This window comes from Bacillus sp. FSL H8-0545 (assembly GCF_038006105.1).
Lineage (GTDB): Bacteria > Bacillota > Bacilli > Bacillales > Bacillaceae_G > Bacillus_A > Bacillus_A cereus_U.
In genome coordinates, this window is the sequence record NZ_JBBOUO010000001.1 from 2,245,764 (window position 1) to 2,262,198 (window position 16,435).

Consider the following 16,435-nt stretch of genomic DNA (forward strand, 5'->3'; position numbering starts at 1 on the left):
AAATGTTAATATATTGATATAGACGAAAACCCTTGGTAGCTCAATCAAATTAAACGATCAAGTTATGCAGAAATATGTTGATGTGTACCTATTCTATCAAGGTACATAGAACTAAAACTAAGATATTCTTACGAACTCAAAAAGCCGAAATTCCTTAACTTAGGAATTTCGGCTTTGATGTTTTATCTTGGGGTTGCTATTGGAATGAAATTTGGCACGTCCACTGCACCAGAATTATAAGTTCTCCGTTTCCTTAAATTAGAAACTTATACTGGATTATTGCAGTTAAATTGTTGTCATTTTAAAAGAACTGTTAGATAAAAAAGAAAAATCTATTGCTTTGTATTTAACTTAAAAATTTTTCTTTGAGTTAGCATCTTTTACATAATAATTATTGAGGAGGGAAAATTTTACTGAGAAATGCTATCAAATACAAGAATAGGCTAGTCTAATTTCTAATGGTCCCAGTATCTTTTATTTTGACGTGTGTCTTTACATTTATTTTAGCCTCTGCTAACGCTTGCAACCAATTTCCTTTTAGTTTTTTCCACTCTTTATATTGAAAAGCTCTAGCATATAGGGATAATCCGATTGGATCAATTTTATTCTGCTGTATTTCATCCAAAATATCTTGTAACTTCTTATTAATTTCTTTTTGAATAGCACTCTTTAAATTATTTATGTTTTTTTTATTATCATAATGTCCCTTAATTAAATTCGCATTGGTTTTTTCTATTAAAGCTACATTTGCATTTATATCGAGATTAAATACAAACTTTCCGTTTTGAAAATTAACATCTACCTTCCTTGTCGCATTCTGTACCAAGATAGAAGTGTTTGGTTTTTTGTTGGATTTTTTAGGAGGAAGCACAAGGTGTAGTATCATCCGGCCTTTATTTTTGGGCTTATTTATAAGATTGAAGAATTTAACATCTTTTTTAGGGATACGAGTTAAAAATTTTCCTTGTCGATCTAAAAGTGCAATTCCTATCGTGTCAATTTCATTTTTTGTTTTTTTGATAACTGGAACAGCTTGTGTCATTCCTTCTTCATTTTTTTCTCTCATTAATTGTTGAATAGTGGAAGAAACGGATTGATTATTTTGAATGGAGGATTCGATTACACTACTTATATAAGATGGTAGTGATGGTTTATCGGGCTTATTAATTGTGAAAATTTCTTCTACAGGTCCATCAACAAGTACTACTTTAGCATTAATGGTAGCGTAAGGATCACGGTAAGAAGAATCAAGCTCCTGCATCCAATTTGCTTCTTGGGCCAATTTTTTCCCAATTAAAATGATTTCAGCTTTGGAGGCTGTCATATAGCCCGTTAACTTCGTATCTATCTTACTGAATCCATTATATACAGTTGATGCCTGAGTCCAGTGCTCTATAGTACTTTTTGGCTGTCTATGATGAAAGAGTGGTATGCTTGTGCCCACCTTTACGTCTCCATTAGAGTTTCTATCCAAGGCAATTAAAAGGATTAATGAAACCTTCTCAAGAGGAATTCTCTGACTACAACCAATTAAACATACACAACAGATTACAATCCATATCCATTTTCGAATCAAAGCTGTTTCCTCCTAGTAAACCAAGTAAAAAGAATGCTGTAAGCGAAAAAAAAGATTGGTAATAGAATAAAGAAAATGATATTTAAGATATCCATAAGAGAATATATAAATAAATATTGATCCACATCGGGATTTAGAAAAACGAATAAGCCGACTATTAATAGCATAAAACCAACTAGCACCCAATTGCGAACGGTTTTTTGAAATAAAATGGTTACAGATTCGAAACTGAAAAATAAATACGGATATATTGTAGTGGAAAATACAATCAAATAGTAAGCGATATATATAATTTCTAATCGTTCTACGAAAGAAAAACGAACCCCTTTTAACAGATGAAATACTGGCCAAATTACGTCTTTTATCCCCTCCGGACTAAAGTATATATAAGAAAGAATAGTCACATATATATAGAAAAACATGGTTCCAGTATTCGCTATTAGTATTCCTTTTATGGCTTTTTGTTTTTTTTGTAAGAACGGATAAATAAAATATGCAATTTCTAAGCCTGCATAAGGAGTAATGGTTTCTTTTGTTGCCTTTACAATAGGGTATATGCCATCTTTAAAAATAGGTAGTAGATGTAAAGGATTGTAGTTACTTTTTAATGAAAAAAGAAGAAATAGTGGCATCCAAGTAGTGAAGAAGAAAACAAGCATAGAATAACTAGTAAGAGCCCTTAACCCACTCAGGGCTAAAATGATAAAAGGCAATAGTAATAATATTGCGATTTGATAAGCAGGAGTGGAAGGGAATATCCACACTTTTACAATATCAGTTGCCTTTAATAAAGTATTAAAACCAGCAAAAAATAGATAAAAGGCATATAAAAGAAGAAAAATTGTCCCTAGCCATTTACCAAAGTATGTATTTAAGATCTGAGAGAAATTTTTGTTAGGATTTTTTTGTAACATTAATATAATAATTACGCCAATTATAGAAGTAATTATCCATCCCAGAATGATAGAAATCCAGCCGTCTGTACCAGCGGTAGTGGCAAGAGGGCTTGGCATAATTAACATACCTGATGCAAGTTGCAGTGAATGAATGAAAACAATATATTCGAATAAGGTTATGCTTTGGAATTTAAGATTTCCCATGCGAACCACCTTCTTTTTTCTTTCTTTGTTTCGGCTGTCCTGTACTCGAGCGGGTGGTGATCATAGAAATAGGAAATCTTACAAAAGAATCTTTTAACTCTTGGAGACGAAATGGTGCAATTGGCAATCCATATGGTGAACCATAGGAAGTTAGTGAAACAAAATGAGAAAATAAGAGCATTAATCCACTAACAATACCTACAATCCCATAAAAATAGGCCAATAACATCATTGGAAAACGAATAAGCCGAATACAACTTGATAAATCATAATTAGACACAATAAATGATGCAATGGCGGTAATAGATACGATAATAACCATAACGTTACTCACAAGACCAGCTTGAACAGCCGCCTGCCCAATTACAATCCCTCCAACAATTCCAATTGTTTGTCCAATTGGTTGTGGTAAGCGAATACCAGCTTCACGTAGCATTTCTAGTGTGATTTCCATTATAAAAGCTTCCAATAAAGGAGAGAAAGGGACTTTAACTCTTGACGTTGCAATAGAAGTGTATAGATCTAAAGGAATGATTTCAAAGTGAAAAGAGACTATAGCAATATAAATTGCGGGTAAAAAAATAGCTATAATAAATCCTGCAAATCGTAATAAGCGAAAAAATGATGCAATGAGCCAATGTATATTATAATCATCTGGAGTCTGAAAAAATCCAATTAAATTCATTGGGACAATCATCGCACCAGGAGATCTATCAATTAACACTGCTACTTTTCCATCAAGTATATGATTAGAAATGGCATCTGGGCGTTCACTTAAATAAGCCTGTGGAAAAGGAGTCCAATTTTGATCCTTTGTAAAATTAGATAGTTCTCCAATGCTCAATACCGCATCCGTTTTAATTTTACAGATTCTAGTTTCTATTTCTTGGACCACATCTTCGTTTGCTACATCCCCTAAGTAAATTAAATAGACTAAAGAAGTGGCGCGTTCTCCAATTGTCAATTTTTTAATTTTCAATTCAGTAGAAGGAATATATCGACGAATTAAGCCTATGTTTTTTGTGGCATTCTCAATAAACCCATCATGTGAGCCTTTAATAGTAACTTCTGAAATGGGTTCTTGAATCGCTCTCTCTGCCCAACCTTTTGTATTTATTAGAAGGGACCTCTTTTCTCCTTCCATAAACAGTACACATTGTCCCTCAAGTAATCCTTCTTTAATTTCATTCCACGTATATACTATTTTGGTATGAGTAGCAATAATATTAGAATTAAATATTTGACTGTCTTCATTCACTGCTTGTAATAATGGTGTAACAACATTTCCTTTTAATGCAACACCATCTGTAAGGCCTTCAAAATAATATAGTAAAATATTCGTGTTTGTTTTTAATTGCAAAGGATGTTCAATCAAATCTGCACTAATATCAAAGATGTTATCTAATGTGTTTTTAAGTTCATTTAAGTTACTTGTTTGGATTTTTTCAATGGTTATATCTGTCTTAGTTTCTAAGGTCTCTTCATTTAAGGACAAAATTGACACCTCTTTAATATATAACGATTAGTTGTATTTATTATTATTATATGATTGAATTTTATTCACTAATTTAAACTGATTTGGATCAAGAATAACTAAGTTTGATGTGCTATATTATAAATTCAATAATTGAGAGCAAAAAAGTAGATGTAATTTGTGTAGAAATCTAAGTACAAGATAGAATTGAAATTTGAATGATTATAATAAAAAAGAACCCTCGATAGGTTCTTTTTTATAGTTGGTAAATATGTTGTCAACGATAGATGGCGATAAAGGTAGTAATTTAGATGTCTTTATGTTATTCAGCTGAATTTTGTAGGAAGAATTTTTTTCCATACCTCAATGCTCAATAAAAAAGGACATTTTATTTATTTGGGTGTTTTAGTGTATTTGAATTTTGCACGCTAACAAATTTTGTTTAGGGACAAAATTTGAAGTTTTATTCTGAAATAACAGAAAGTTAATACGGCAAAATTCCTATTGGTTATTTGGATAGGTATCAAATATTTCTTTGGCCTTATTTTCTTGATATGACCGTACGCTTATATGTTTCTAAAGGAAAGAAATATTTTCATTTTTATTACCATCTATTGTTTGATTAAGATGGTAACACGAAAATGAAACGTTTACAATCAGAAAATAAAGAAAAAATATTAAAATGCGACTTTTTTCGACAAATTTTCCTATAAAATGTTTTGTAGGAATTAGAAATAACTAAATTAGTAATAATAGCTTAATATATTAAAGTGAAATTCAATGAATATGAGCCCAAAGGCATGAATTTAAATGATAAAGTTTTAATTTTCTTTTTTGGAACCGTAAGTGTTTTAAAATTATGGCTAGACTTTAATCCAACTTGCATTTCTTCCTTTTGTAACTAGCTTAATATGACCAAACAATTGCAAGGAATTTAAAGCCTTACTGATTGTACTCTCGGCTATGTCTGGATATGTGTTACGAATATTCTCCTTAGTAAAGGGCTGCTTTTGTTTAAGTATAAAATCCTGAATTCTCTCCACTTTAGTATGTTTACATATAGAATCTAAAACTGTATTATGAAGATCTTTGTACGCCTCTAATATAATAGTTAAAAACGTTTTTAACCAAAAGCTACTATTATGTTCCTCGCAGTAGCAATTTACCGAAGATTTATAAATTGAATTGTAATATTCAGATTCATTTTTCTTGATATATTTATCTAAACATACATATTTTACAAATGTATGTCCATTCTGTATTAATAGCAATTGCATTAACATAAGTGCCAATCTGCCGTTTCCTTGATTAAAAGGGACTATGCAATAAAAATTAAATATAAAACGAGCTATTAATAAAAGTGAATGATGGACCTTACTAGAATTTAATGAGTTATATTGATCACATAATGTTACTGTTTTAAGAAATGAGCATGTAAGCATTCAAAAAGATGGGCAAGAAATAAACTTGCTAGGTATTGATGATTCAGAATTTACTAGTGGAAATCGTGATGAAGAACATATTGTTAAAAGTGAGATTAGGAAAGCTAAAGATGGAATGCATTCAGACGGTTTTAAGGTATTGCTATCTCATAGGCCTGAATTTTTTGAAGAGTATGCTGACGAGAAAGTAGATTTAGTTTTATCGGGTCATGCACATGGGGGACAAGTTCGGTTACCTTTTATCGGGGGATTAGTTGCTCCTAATCAAGGAATACTGCCTAAATATACAGCGGGTTTATATGAAAAACAAAATACGTCTATGATAGTTAGTAGAGGATTAGGCAATAGTATCATTCCGCAAAGAGTTTTTAATAGACCTGAGATTGTAGTCGTGCAGTTAAATTAATCTGTACGGCTTTTTTGTTCATGGGAATAATTTAAAGGTAGTTTTTCTTCAGTACAAGTTTCCATTACAATTTTGTTAAAATTTTTCAACGTTACATAAAGTAACAAAATTTGACCTATTGAGTTTGTTATAGTGTAAATAATCAAAAAACTTAAAAATTAGTCGAGTTAAAATAGTTATTATTAAGCGATATTAAAAATATAAAGGGGTGTACAAATGCATAAAGAATTTGAAATTGAAGAATATACGGCGATTGAGGAGCAAATTCATTATTATAGTACGTCTTTATTAGTAAGTCATCCTGAGCAAATTGTAAAGTATTTAGAAAAACGGTTAGAAAAGTATGCAGAAACGTTACAATATGCACATTTATATCCGGAAACGGTTATATTACCAATACAGCAAATAGTTATCGAATATTCTTTAGATGTTGCTAGAATTAGAAGGTATTTAAATTTAAAAACATAACTAAAATCGAATAATTTATAATGAAACAGAGTCGACTTTAAGAAAAGATATTCTAATGTCGACTCTGTTTCATTATTTTAGTAAATAACAGAAAAAATATTTATTTGTAAAGTTTGACATATGATAATTCGAGAGTAAAATAAAAGTGAGTACTCACTCACTTTAAAGAAAAGGGGGATTTTTAGTGCAACAACCTTCAATTATTTTACGAGATGTATCAAAAAAATTTGGAAAAAAAGAAGTTTTGCATAACCTTTCGTTGCAAATAGAAAAAGCAGAAATTTTTGGATTGGTTGGACCTTCCGGGTCAGGGAAAACAACACTCATTAAAATGATTGCAGGTATTAATGAGTCAACTACAGGGGATGTAATTGTTTTTAATACAAACATGCCTAACCTAAATGAAATGAAAAGAATTGGTTATATGGCTCAGGCTGATGCATTATACGAAGAACTATCGGCATATGAAAATGCAGATTTCATTGCAACGATGTATGGGTTAAAAGGTAAGCGTAAGAAAGAGAGAATCGGAGAAGTTTTTGAACTTGTACAATTATCAGAGCATATGAAAAAGCAAGTACAGCATTTTTCAGGTGGAATGAAAAAACGTTTATCATTGGCGATAGCACTCCTTCATGAACCTGAAATAATGATTTTAGATGAGCCAACAGTTGGGATAGATCCTCTTCTTCGAAAATCGATTTGGGAGAAGTTTTATGATCTTAAAAAGAAAGGCACTACTATTATTGTAACAACGCACATTATGGATGAAGCAGAGTTTTGCGAACGTCTAGGGCTAATTAGAGAAGGAAATTTAGTTGCGATTGGCACACCGGAGGAATTGAAAAAACAAACGTCATCCGGACGAATTGAAGATGTCTTTATGTTAGAAGGAGTGATTGAATCATGAGAGTTAATGGTGTAGTCATCCGTATCATTCGTCAATTTTTTCGAGATAAGCGTTCTTTAGCAATGATGTTTGGGGCACCAATGTTATTACTTTGGTTATTGTCGCTAGTATTTACACAAAAAGACTATATACCGCATATTGCTGTAGTCGATGTGCCTGCTCCTATAGTAAAAGCAATGAAAAATCAAGAAGCATCAATTTATGAATATAGTAAAGACAAAGCAGTTTCGGAGTTAGAAAAGCAAAAGGTAGATGCAGTAATTCATTTAGAGAATGGAAAAATGAATCTTCTATTAGAAGGCAGTGATTCATCAAAAAATCGTGCGGTACTTCAAGTATTGCAAAAGAGTACAGAGAAGAGTGATGTATCAATGATGAAGCCTGAAGTGGATTATTTACGTGGCTCTAAAGACATTACGATGTTTGATGGGCTTGGTCCCGTATTAATTGGTTTCTTTACATTTTTCTTTGTATTTATATTATCCGGAGTTTCTTTCGTAAGAGAACGTTTAAGTGGTACATTAGAGAGATTATTGTCCACACCAGTGAGAAGATGGGAAATAGTTGTAGGATATATTATTGGTTTTGGAATCTTTGCATTTATACAATCTATTATAATTGTAAGTTTTTCAGTTTATATTTTAGATTTATATGTAGCTGGCTCAATATGGCTAACGCTACTTATAACATGTATGCTTTCTTTAACTGCACTAACATTAGGCACATTTTTATCGGCATACGCAAATAATGAATTTCAAATGATTCAGTTTATACCGCTTGTTATCGTACCACAAGTTTTCTTTTCTGGGTTGTTTCCAATGGAATCCATGAATACATGGTTACAAATGTTAGGTAAATTATTTCCACTCACGTATGGTGCTGACGCAATGAGACAAGTAATGATTCGGAATCAAGGGTTTACAGAAATTGCTTTAGATCTTACTGTTTTACTTCTTTTTTCACTATTATTTGCAGTAGGAAATATATTTGCTTTAAAGAAACATCGCAAAATATAATGACGACAAAAAGGAGCTTTATAAATGAAGAAGGATTGGCTGGAAGAATTAGTTGCCGCAACGAATACTGATAAACGTAATGAACGTCAAATGCGTATATTAGAGGCAGCTGTTGATATGTTTGGAGAAAAAGGGTACGCCTCAACTTCAACAAGTGAAATTGCAAAGCGAGCTGGTGTAGCGGAAGGAACAATCTTCCGCTACTATAAAACGAAAAAAGATTTATTGTTTGCAGTCGTGATGCCGACCTTAACAAAGTTTGCTGCACCATTTTTCGTACAAGCCTTTGCAAAAGAAATATTTAAAACAGATTATGAATCGTATGAAGGGCTATTAAGAGTAATAATTCAAAATAGATTTGAATTTGCTAAAAAGCACTTTCCAATGATAAAAATATTAATTCAAGAAGTACCATTTCAGCCTGAACTAAAAAGTGAAATACAACAATTAATAGAAACAGAACTGCTTGTACATTTTAAAAAGTTGATTGCAAAGTTTCAAGAAGAAGGGACAATTATTGAAATACCACCATCTTCTGTATTACGACTTACGTTATCAGCTGTATTAGGATTACTCTTAACGAGGTTCTTATTATTGCCTGAAGAGAAATGGGACGATGAAGTGGAAATTGAAAATACGATTCAATTTATATTGTATGGACTAACGCCACGGAGGTAATGAAATAAATTATGCGAAATTCGCCGGTTGTTCAAGTTGCATAAAGGAACGAATTGCTGTTGAGACCGGCTAAATACCTATCGTTAATTCTGCTAGAAAATCTGAATTCAAACGCTGATATAACGATAACGACTCTTTAGCCATCTGATCACGCTGGAGTAGTGGTGAATCTAGTTGTTTAATACAGACTTTTAATAAGACATTATAATATGTATAAGAACTACAAAAGATACACGAAATTCAAAGCAATCGATATAAAATCGATTGCTTTTTTTTATTTCAGAAGAGAAGCGTAACATAATATTGGCTAAGTTAAACGAGCTAAGACAAAAAAACAACAATAGGCCACAGGATGAATTAACGTAAGAACTCGATGTGAATCGGACAACGCTTTGGAGTGACGTGAAAAGTAGTGGACTTTATGGACTTCCAAAACGAAATCATTGATAGTTTGCTAGCAGAAAAGCAGGAGTAAGTATACGCATAGTTTATGAATTTAATTGGATGGATTTTAAGATAATAGTCGAATGGATAAAGGTACTTTTACACGACGTGAAATGAAATCGAAAAAAATCGATTAAATTAAACGTTAAAATTAGGTGATTTAGAAAGTGGATTGTCGAATTTTATTATTAGGGAACATTTCTTTAAAAGTTCTTTAACAATCGCACATTTTAAAACGTTACAAATTAATTGAAATATGAATGCCATTTAAATTTATAACTTGATTAAAGATTTTTATTTAGGGCATATAGCCAGGTGAAGGATAAAAAATTAGGATGTAATGTTACCAACGCAAAAGGTAGTATTTGGAAATCGCGAGAAGATCTTTTATTAGTTATTAATGCATACGCCGCTCTATTTATCAAATTGAAGTGTATGTGGGCATATTTTCAGGTATTATAAAACACAGTTTAAAAATAGCATGAGCATTAGCTGAGGTATTTCATAAATATGCAGGGAAGAGAAAAACACTTAGCGGTTTGATTACTATTTTAAAATCGTGGGCAATTTGATTTGATGAAAAGTATTATTAAAAACATATTTCGAACCATCCCCAGAAACGATAGTGATAATTTCTGATTCGGAAAAAGATAGAGATTATAAAACAAAAAAATACATATTTCGACACAAAGTACCCTATGTTGTTGTAGAACAATGTAGGAATTTTTTTGTGCATTGGTACAGAATCTGTTTTAAAATTAAGTTATGACAGAATTATAGCAATTGTCTAACTAATATTCGTGTCTTTTAAGAAGTAATGTTTGTAGTAGAAACTCGTACGCTGTCGAAACTCAATATTCGATAAGGGGTGTGTAGCGGAATGGAATTTACTCTAACTCGCGAAAAACAAATGATTAAAGAAATGGTACGTGACTTTGCTGAAAAGGAAATCGCACCGAAAGCTGTGTATTATGACAAAACTGCAGAGTTTCCATATGAAACATTTCAAAAAATGGGCGAACTAGGATTATTAGGCATCCCATTCCCAGAAGAGTATGGAGGTTCAGGTGGCGATACATTATCGTACGCGTTAGCAGTTGAAGAAATTGGTCGTGCTTGTGGTGGTACTGGTTTAAGCTATGCTGCAACAATTTCATTAGGTGCTTCTCCAATTTATTATTTCGGTACAGAAGAACAAAAACAAAAATATTTAGTTCCAATGGCGTCAGGGAAAACATTAGGTGCTTTCGGATTAACAGAGCCAAACGCTGGATCTGATGCAGGGGGCACACAAACGAAAGCAATATTAGATGGCGATGAATATGTTATTAGTGGCGAAAAGTGTTGGATCACAAATGCAGAGTATGCAAATACAATTATTGTAACCGCTATCAACGGTGTTGAAGACAATGGTAGAAAACGTATTTCTGCATTTATCGTACCGACTACTAGTGAAGGGTTAACGATTTCAAGCCCTTACGATAAGATGGGTGTTCGTGCTTCTAATACTTGTGAAATCGTACTTGATGGTGTGCGTGTACCGAAAGAAAATATACTTGGTGATGTAAATAAAGGATTTAAACAATTCTTATATACACTTGATGGAGGACGTATTTCAATCGCAGCATTAGCAGTAGGTATTGCACAATCTGCATTTGAACGTGCATTGCAATATGCGAAAGAACGTCAACAATTTGGTAAAACAATTTCTAATTTCCAAGCGATTCAATTTAAATTAGCTGATATGGCGACTGAAGTGGAATTAGCGCGTAATTTAGTACATAAAGCAGCTTGGTTAAAAGATAACGATAAACCTTTCGGTAAAGAAGCGGCTATGGCAAAGTTGTTTGCATCTGAAGCAGCTAGTCGTATCGCGAATCATGCGGTACAAATTCATGGTGGATATGGCTATATGCGTGAATATGAAGTTGAACGATATATTCGTGATGCAAAACTGTTAGAAATTGGTGAAGGAACTTCTGAAATTCAACGTCTCGTAATTGCAAGACATTTAGGATGTAGATAAAAAGGAGGAGTCACTATGTTTCAAAAAATATTAATTGCTAATCGCGGGGAAATCGCAGTTCGAATTATGAAAACTTGTCAAAAACTTGGCATTCGTACCGTTGCTATTTATTCTGAGGCTGATGAAAATGCCCTTCATGTAAAATTGGCAAATGAAGCTTACTTAGTAGGGGGCCCACGTGTCCAAGAAAGCTATTTAAACCTTGAAAAAATTATAGAAATAGCTAAGAAGACAAATGCTGAAGCAATCCATCCGGGGTATGGATTATTATCAGAGAATCCATCTTTTCCGATTCGCTGTAAAGAAGAAGGAATCGTATTTATCGGTCCTTCAGAAGAAATCATTACTAAGATGGGAAGTAAAATTGAGTCACGTATAGCGATGCAAGCAGCAGATGTGCCAGTAGTTCCAGGCATTACTACAAATATTGAAACTGCTGAAGAAGCAATTGAAATTGCAAAACAAATTGGTTATCCATTAATGCTTAAGGCATCCGCGGGCGGCGGAGGCATTGGAATGCAGTTGATGGAAACTGAGCAAACGCTCACCAAAGCATTTGAAAGTAATAAAACAAGAGCGCAAAATTTCTTTGGTAACGGGGAAATGTATTTAGAGCGCTATATAGCAGATGCACACCATATTGAAATTCAGCTTTTAGCAGATACACATGGTAATACAGTGTATTTATGGGAACGTGAATGTTCAGTGCAGCGCCGAAATCAAAAAGTAATTGAAGAAGCGCCTTCACCATTTTTAGATGAAGGTACACGAAAGGCTATGGGAGAAGTTGCTGTACAAGCTGCTAAAGCTCTTGGTTATACAAATGCTGGCACAGTGGAGTTTCTTGTAGATGATCAAAAGAACTTTTATTTCTTAGAGATGAATACGAGATTACAAGTAGAACATCCAGTTACAGAAGAAATTACGGGGTTAGATCTAGTTGAACAACAACTACTTATCGCATATGGTGAGAAGCTATCATTTACACAAGATGATGTAAAACGTAGTGGTCATGCCATCGAGGCTCGTATTTATGCAGAAGATCCGAAAACATTCTTCCCATCACCTGGGAAAATTACAGATCTAACGTTACCGACAAATGTACGTATTGATCACTTTTTGGAGAATCAAGTAACGATTACACCTTTCTATGATCCAATGATTGCGAAAGTAATCGCTCATGGCGAAACTCGTGAAGAAGCGATTTCAAAATTACAGGATGCGCTGCAAGAGTTAAAAGTAGAAGGTATTAAAACGAATACACCAATGCTATTACAAGTATTGGAAGATGATGTGTTCAAAAGTGGTATTTATACAACGGGTTTTGTAACGAAACAACTTGTTAAAAAATAAGATTTATGAATATTAAGGGGGAAAAAATGATGACGAAAGTATATGCATCGATGGCAGGAAATGTTTGGAAGGTTGTTGTAGGAGTAGGAGACACAGTAGAGGAAGAGCAGGATGTCGTCATTTTGGAATCTATGAAAATGGAAATTCCAATCGTTTCAGAAGAAGCCGGAACTGTTATGAAAATTAACGTACAAGAAGGCGATTTTGTAAATGAAGGAGATGTATTACTAGAAATTGAATAGGGAGATATAGGGGGAAGCGAATTGAAACTACCTAATTTTGCTGTCATTAAAGAAGTCGGGCCACGTGATGGCTTACAGAATGAAAAAAAGATTGTTGGCACAAAAGATAAAGTAAAATGGATTCAACTACTTACAGAAGCGGGATTGTCGTACGTTGAAGTTTCCTCATTCGTTCACCCTAAATGGGTTCCTGCATTAGCAGATGCAAGTGATGTATTTTCTGAGCTAAAAAGGGATCCAAATGTTACATATGCAGCGCTTGTTCCAAATCAAAATGGTTTGGAACGAGCTTTTTTGCAAAATGTAGATGAGGTGAATGTTTTTTTATCAGCAAGTGAATCTCATAATAAAAGTAACATTAATAAACCAATTAAAGAAGCATTAGGTGTAATTGAAGATATAACAAAACAGGCAACATTCGAAGGGAAAAAGGTAAGAGGCTATGTTTCTACTGTATTTGGATGTCCTTATGAAGGGGATATAAGTGTTGAAGCAGTTGACGAAATATGTAATCAACTATTCTCATACGGCATTTATGAAATCTCTCTTGGTGACACGATCGGTGTAGCAAATCCATTACAAGTAGAGCAAGTATTAGAGCATTTATTAAAGAAGTATGATGCTTCGCAGTTTGCAATGCATTTTCATAATACGTATGGAATGGCACTGGCAAATGTAGTTAAGTCTTTAGAACATGGTATTACAACGTTTGATAGTTCTTGTGGTGGACTTGGAGGGTGTCCTTATGCACCAGGAGCATCGGGTAATGTTGCTACTGATGACTTAGTACATATGCTCCATAAGTTAGGTGTCCAAACAAATATAGACGAAGAAAAGTTATTGAGAGCTAGTCATTTTATTCAAAGTAAGTTAAATATCCAATTACCGAGTCATGTGTATAGAGCGCTTCAACATAAAACGATAAGTAGGTGAGAATATGCTACAATTACAAAACATTTCCGTTGACTATGTTACACCGCATGTTGTAAAGATTTCGTTAAATCGTGAAAGACAAGCTAACTCATTATCTTTGGCATTATTAGAAGAATTACAAACTATATTAACTCAAATAAACGAAGAATCAAATACGCGCGTTGTTATTTTAACAGGGGCTGGCGAAAAAGCGTTTTGCGCTGGTGCTGATTTAAAAGAGCGTGCCAACATGAATGAAGAACAAGTTCGCCATGCTGTGGGTATGATTCGTTCTACTATGGAGATGGTTGAACAATTACCACAACCAGTTATTGCTGCAATAAATGGAATCGCACTTGGTGGAGGTACTGAATTAAGCTTAGCTTGTGATTTTAGAATTGCTTCTGACACTGCAAGTCTAGGTCTCACTGAAACTTCCCTTGCAATAATACCTGGAGCGGGTGGTACGCAGCGATTACCTAGATTAATTGGAGTTGGTAGAGCGAAAGAATTAATTTATACAGGAAGACGTATTTCGGCGCAAGAAGCGAAAGAATATGGTTTAGTAGAATTCGTAGTACCAGCTGATTTACTAGAAGAGAAAGCAATTGAAATTGCAGATCGAATTGCTAATAATGGTCCAATTGCCGTTCGATTAGCAAAAGAAGCAATTTCAAATGGTATTCAAGTAGATTTACATACCGGCTTACAAATGGAAAAACAGGCGTATGAGGGCGTAATCCATACGAAAGATAGATTAGAAGGATTACAGGCATTCAAGGAAAAACGCAAACCAATGTATAAGGGGGAGTAAATATGTTAGATCAAAAACAACAATCTAATTCATTTGAAGAACGAGTTGAAACAATTAAGCAAGGCGGGGCACCGAAATATCATGAACAAAACAAAGCAAAAGGGAAACTTTTTGTTCGAGATCGTTTGGCTCTTTTATTCGATAATGGTGAATATGTGGAAGATGCATTATTTGCAAATTGTGAACAAACTGGATTACCAGCTGATGGTGTTGTAACTGCGACTGGTAAAATACATGGTCGTACTGCGTGCGTAATGGCAAATGATTCGACTGTAAAAGCTGGATCATGGGGAGCACGTACAGTTGAAAAAATTCTACGTATTCAAGAAACAGCAGAAAAATTACGTGTACCGTTATTTTATTTAGTTGATTCTGCTGGAGCGCGTATTACAGATCAAGTTGAAATGTTCCCTGGACGCCGCGGTGCAGGAAGAATCTTTTATAACCAAGTGAAATTATCTGGTAAAGTGCCACAAATTTGTTTATTATTTGGACCTTCAGCGGCTGGTGGTGCGTATATTCCAGCATTTTGTGACGTTGTTATGATGGTTGAAGGAAATGCTTCTATGTATTTAGGGTCTCCGCGTATGGCTGAAATGGTTATCGGTGAGAAGGTAACTTTAGAAGAAATGGGCGGAGCACGTATGCATTGCTCAGTATCAGGATGCGGAGATGTTTTATGTAAAACAGAAGAAGATGCAATTACGCAAGCAAGACAATATATTTCTTATTTTCCAAGTAACTATTTAGAAAAGACTCCTTTGATTACACCTCAAGAACCGAAACAGTTCGATAAAACGTTAGAAGAAATCATTCCAGAAAATCAAAATGCTCCTTTCAATATGAAAGATCTCATTAACAGAATTATTGATGAAGGTTCTTTCTTTGAAGTGAAAAAATTATTTGCGCAAGAACTAATTACAGGTTTAGCACGCATTGATGGTAAGCCAATTGGCATTATTGCAAATCAGCCGCGTATGAAGGGCGGCGTATTATTCCACGATTCAGCTGATAAAGCAGCGAAGTTTATAAATTTATGCGATGCATACCATATTCCATTATTATTCCTTGCAGATGTACCTGGGTTTATGATTGGTACAAAAGTAGAACGTGCGGGAATTATTCGTCACGGTGCAAAAATGATCTCTGCAATGAGTGAAGCAACTGTACCGAAAATTTCTATCGTCGTTCGAAAAGCATATGGAGCTGGCTTATATGCAATGGCAGGTCCAGCGTTTGAACCAGATTGCTGCTTAGCATTACCGACAGCTTCTATTGCAGTAATGGGTCCAGAAGCAGCAGTCAATGCTGTATATGCAAATAAAATTGCAGCTTTACCAGAAGAAGAGCGCGCAAGCTTTATTGCTGAAAAACGAGAAGAGTATAAGAAAGATATTGATATTTACCGTTTAGCATCTGAGATGGTGATTGATGGTATTGTTCATCCAAACAATTTACGTGAAGAGTTAAAAGGCCGATTCGAAATGTATATGAGCAAATATCAAGTATTCACGGATCGTAAACATCCTGTATATCCAGTTTAAAAGCCCTATTTAGGGCTTTCTTGCTCAAAA

General features: G+C 33.9%; 13 protein-coding genes and 2 pseudogenes. 11 read left to right on the forward strand and 4 right to left on the reverse strand.

Annotated elements, in window-relative coordinates:
• Nucleotides 1-448: 448 nt before the first annotated feature.
• The 4 genes and pseudogenes from MHI07_RS11740 to MHI07_RS11755 form a co-directional block, all read right to left on the reverse strand.
• Nucleotides 449-1,576 carry a Ger(x)C family spore germination protein gene (locus tag MHI07_RS11740; protein ID WP_340823884.1) on the reverse strand — a complete coding sequence of 376 codons (1,128 nt, stop codon included), beginning with the start codon at nucleotides 1,574-1,576 and terminating at the stop codon, nucleotides 449-451.
• Nucleotides 1,573-2,676, reverse strand: coding sequence for a GerAB/ArcD/ProY family transporter (locus MHI07_RS11745; RefSeq protein ID WP_002109990.1), 1,104 nt, complete (start codon nucleotides 2,674-2,676; stop codon nucleotides 1,573-1,575). The genes MHI07_RS11740 and MHI07_RS11745 overlap by 4 nt, the downstream gene beginning before the upstream one ends.
• Nucleotides 2,663-4,171, reverse strand: a complete 1,509-nt coding sequence (locus MHI07_RS11750; protein WP_340823888.1) for a spore germination protein — start codon at nucleotides 4,169-4,171, stop codon at nucleotides 2,663-2,665. Before MHI07_RS11750 ends, MHI07_RS11745 begins: the two co-directional genes overlap by 14 nt.
• Before the next feature lie 842 nt (nucleotides 4,172-5,013).
• Nucleotides 5,014-5,559, reverse strand: a pseudogene (locus tag MHI07_RS11755) (Fic family protein); the annotation flags it as partial.
• Between MHI07_RS11755 and MHI07_RS11760 the strand changes: the two are divergent.
• The 11 genes and pseudogenes from MHI07_RS11760 to MHI07_RS11810 form a co-directional block, all read left to right on the forward strand.
• Nucleotides 5,555-5,998, forward strand: a pseudogene (locus MHI07_RS11760) (metallophosphoesterase); the annotation flags it as partial. The pseudogenes MHI07_RS11755 and MHI07_RS11760 overlap by 5 nt on opposite strands.
• A gap of 216 nt (nucleotides 5,999-6,214) precedes the next feature.
• Nucleotides 6,215-6,466 (forward strand): hypothetical protein, encoded by a 252-nt coding sequence (locus MHI07_RS11765; RefSeq protein WP_002017002.1) that lies wholly within the window; start codon nucleotides 6,215-6,217, stop codon nucleotides 6,464-6,466.
• A gap of 184 nt (nucleotides 6,467-6,650) precedes the next feature.
• Nucleotides 6,651-7,376: an ABC transporter ATP-binding protein gene (locus tag MHI07_RS11770; protein ID WP_340823891.1), complete on the forward strand. Its 726-nt coding sequence runs from the start codon at nucleotides 6,651-6,653 to the stop codon at nucleotides 7,374-7,376.
• Nucleotides 7,373-8,392, forward strand: coding sequence for an ABC transporter permease (locus tag MHI07_RS11775; protein ID WP_340823893.1), 1,020 nt, complete (start codon nucleotides 7,373-7,375; stop codon nucleotides 8,390-8,392). The genes MHI07_RS11770 and MHI07_RS11775 overlap by 4 nt, the downstream gene beginning before the upstream one ends.
• Before the next feature lie 24 nt (nucleotides 8,393-8,416).
• Nucleotides 8,417-9,070 carry a TetR/AcrR family transcriptional regulator gene (locus MHI07_RS11780; protein ID WP_016104900.1) on the forward strand — a complete coding sequence of 218 codons (654 nt, stop codon included), beginning with the start codon at nucleotides 8,417-8,419 and terminating at the stop codon, nucleotides 9,068-9,070.
• 1,324 nt (nucleotides 9,071-10,394) lie between these two features.
• Entirely contained in the window at nucleotides 10,395-11,540 is a 1,146-nt protein-coding gene (locus MHI07_RS11785) for an acyl-CoA dehydrogenase (protein ID WP_016104901.1), read from the forward strand.
• A 15-nt stretch (nucleotides 11,541-11,555) separates the two neighbouring features.
• Nucleotides 11,556-12,893 (forward strand): acetyl-CoA carboxylase biotin carboxylase subunit, encoded by a 1,338-nt coding sequence (locus tag MHI07_RS11790; RefSeq protein ID WP_002200449.1) that lies wholly within the window; start codon nucleotides 11,556-11,558, stop codon nucleotides 12,891-12,893.
• 26 nt (nucleotides 12,894-12,919) lie between these two features.
• A complete protein-coding gene (locus tag MHI07_RS11795; RefSeq protein ID WP_340823897.1) occupies nucleotides 12,920-13,135 on the forward strand; it encodes an acetyl-CoA carboxylase biotin carboxyl carrier protein subunit in 216 nt (71 codons plus the stop codon).
• 21 nt (nucleotides 13,136-13,156) lie between these two features.
• On the forward strand, nucleotides 13,157-14,068 hold the full coding sequence (mvaB, locus tag MHI07_RS11800) for a hydroxymethylglutaryl-CoA lyase (protein ID WP_215581775.1): 912 nt from the start codon (nucleotides 13,157-13,159) through the stop codon (nucleotides 14,066-14,068).
• Between the two features lie 4 nt (nucleotides 14,069-14,072).
• Nucleotides 14,073-14,861, forward strand: coding sequence for an enoyl-CoA hydratase (locus MHI07_RS11805; RefSeq protein ID WP_002161717.1), 789 nt, complete (start codon nucleotides 14,073-14,075; stop codon nucleotides 14,859-14,861).
• A 2-nt stretch (nucleotides 14,862-14,863) separates the two neighbouring features.
• Nucleotides 14,864-16,405 carry an acyl-CoA carboxylase subunit beta gene (locus MHI07_RS11810; protein WP_002017014.1) on the forward strand — a complete coding sequence of 514 codons (1,542 nt, stop codon included), beginning with the start codon at nucleotides 14,864-14,866 and terminating at the stop codon, nucleotides 16,403-16,405.
• The last annotated feature ends 30 nt before the right edge of the window (nucleotides 16,406-16,435 follow it).

Bases quoted from the DNA above. Each gene is read 5' to 3' on its own strand.
- MHI07_RS11790 (WP_002200449.1), top strand. From the start codon at position 11,556: ATGTTTCAAAAAATATTAATTGCTAATCGCGGGGAAATCGCAGTTCGA.
- MHI07_RS11795 (WP_340823897.1), top strand. From the start codon at position 12,920: ATGATGACGAAAGTATATGCATCGATGGCAGGAAATGTTTGGAAGGTT.
- MHI07_RS11785 (WP_016104901.1), top strand. From the start codon at position 10,395: ATGGAATTTACTCTAACTCGCGAAAAACAAATGATTAAAGAAATGGTA.
- MHI07_RS11775 (WP_340823893.1), top strand. From the start codon at position 7,373: ATGAGAGTTAATGGTGTAGTCATCCGTATCATTCGTCAATTTTTTCGA.
- MHI07_RS11765 (WP_002017002.1), top strand. From the start codon at position 6,215: ATGCATAAAGAATTTGAAATTGAAGAATATACGGCGATTGAGGAGCAA.
- MHI07_RS11805 (WP_002161717.1), top strand. From the start codon at position 14,073: ATGCTACAATTACAAAACATTTCCGTTGACTATGTTACACCGCATGTT.
- MHI07_RS11810 (WP_002017014.1), top strand. From the start codon at position 14,864: ATGTTAGATCAAAAACAACAATCTAATTCATTTGAAGAACGAGTTGAA.
- MHI07_RS11780 (WP_016104900.1), top strand. From the start codon at position 8,417: ATGAAGAAGGATTGGCTGGAAGAATTAGTTGCCGCAACGAATACTGAT.
- MHI07_RS11745 (WP_002109990.1), bottom strand. From the start codon at position 2,676: ATGGGAAATCTTAAATTCCAAAGCATAACCTTATTCGAATATATTGTT.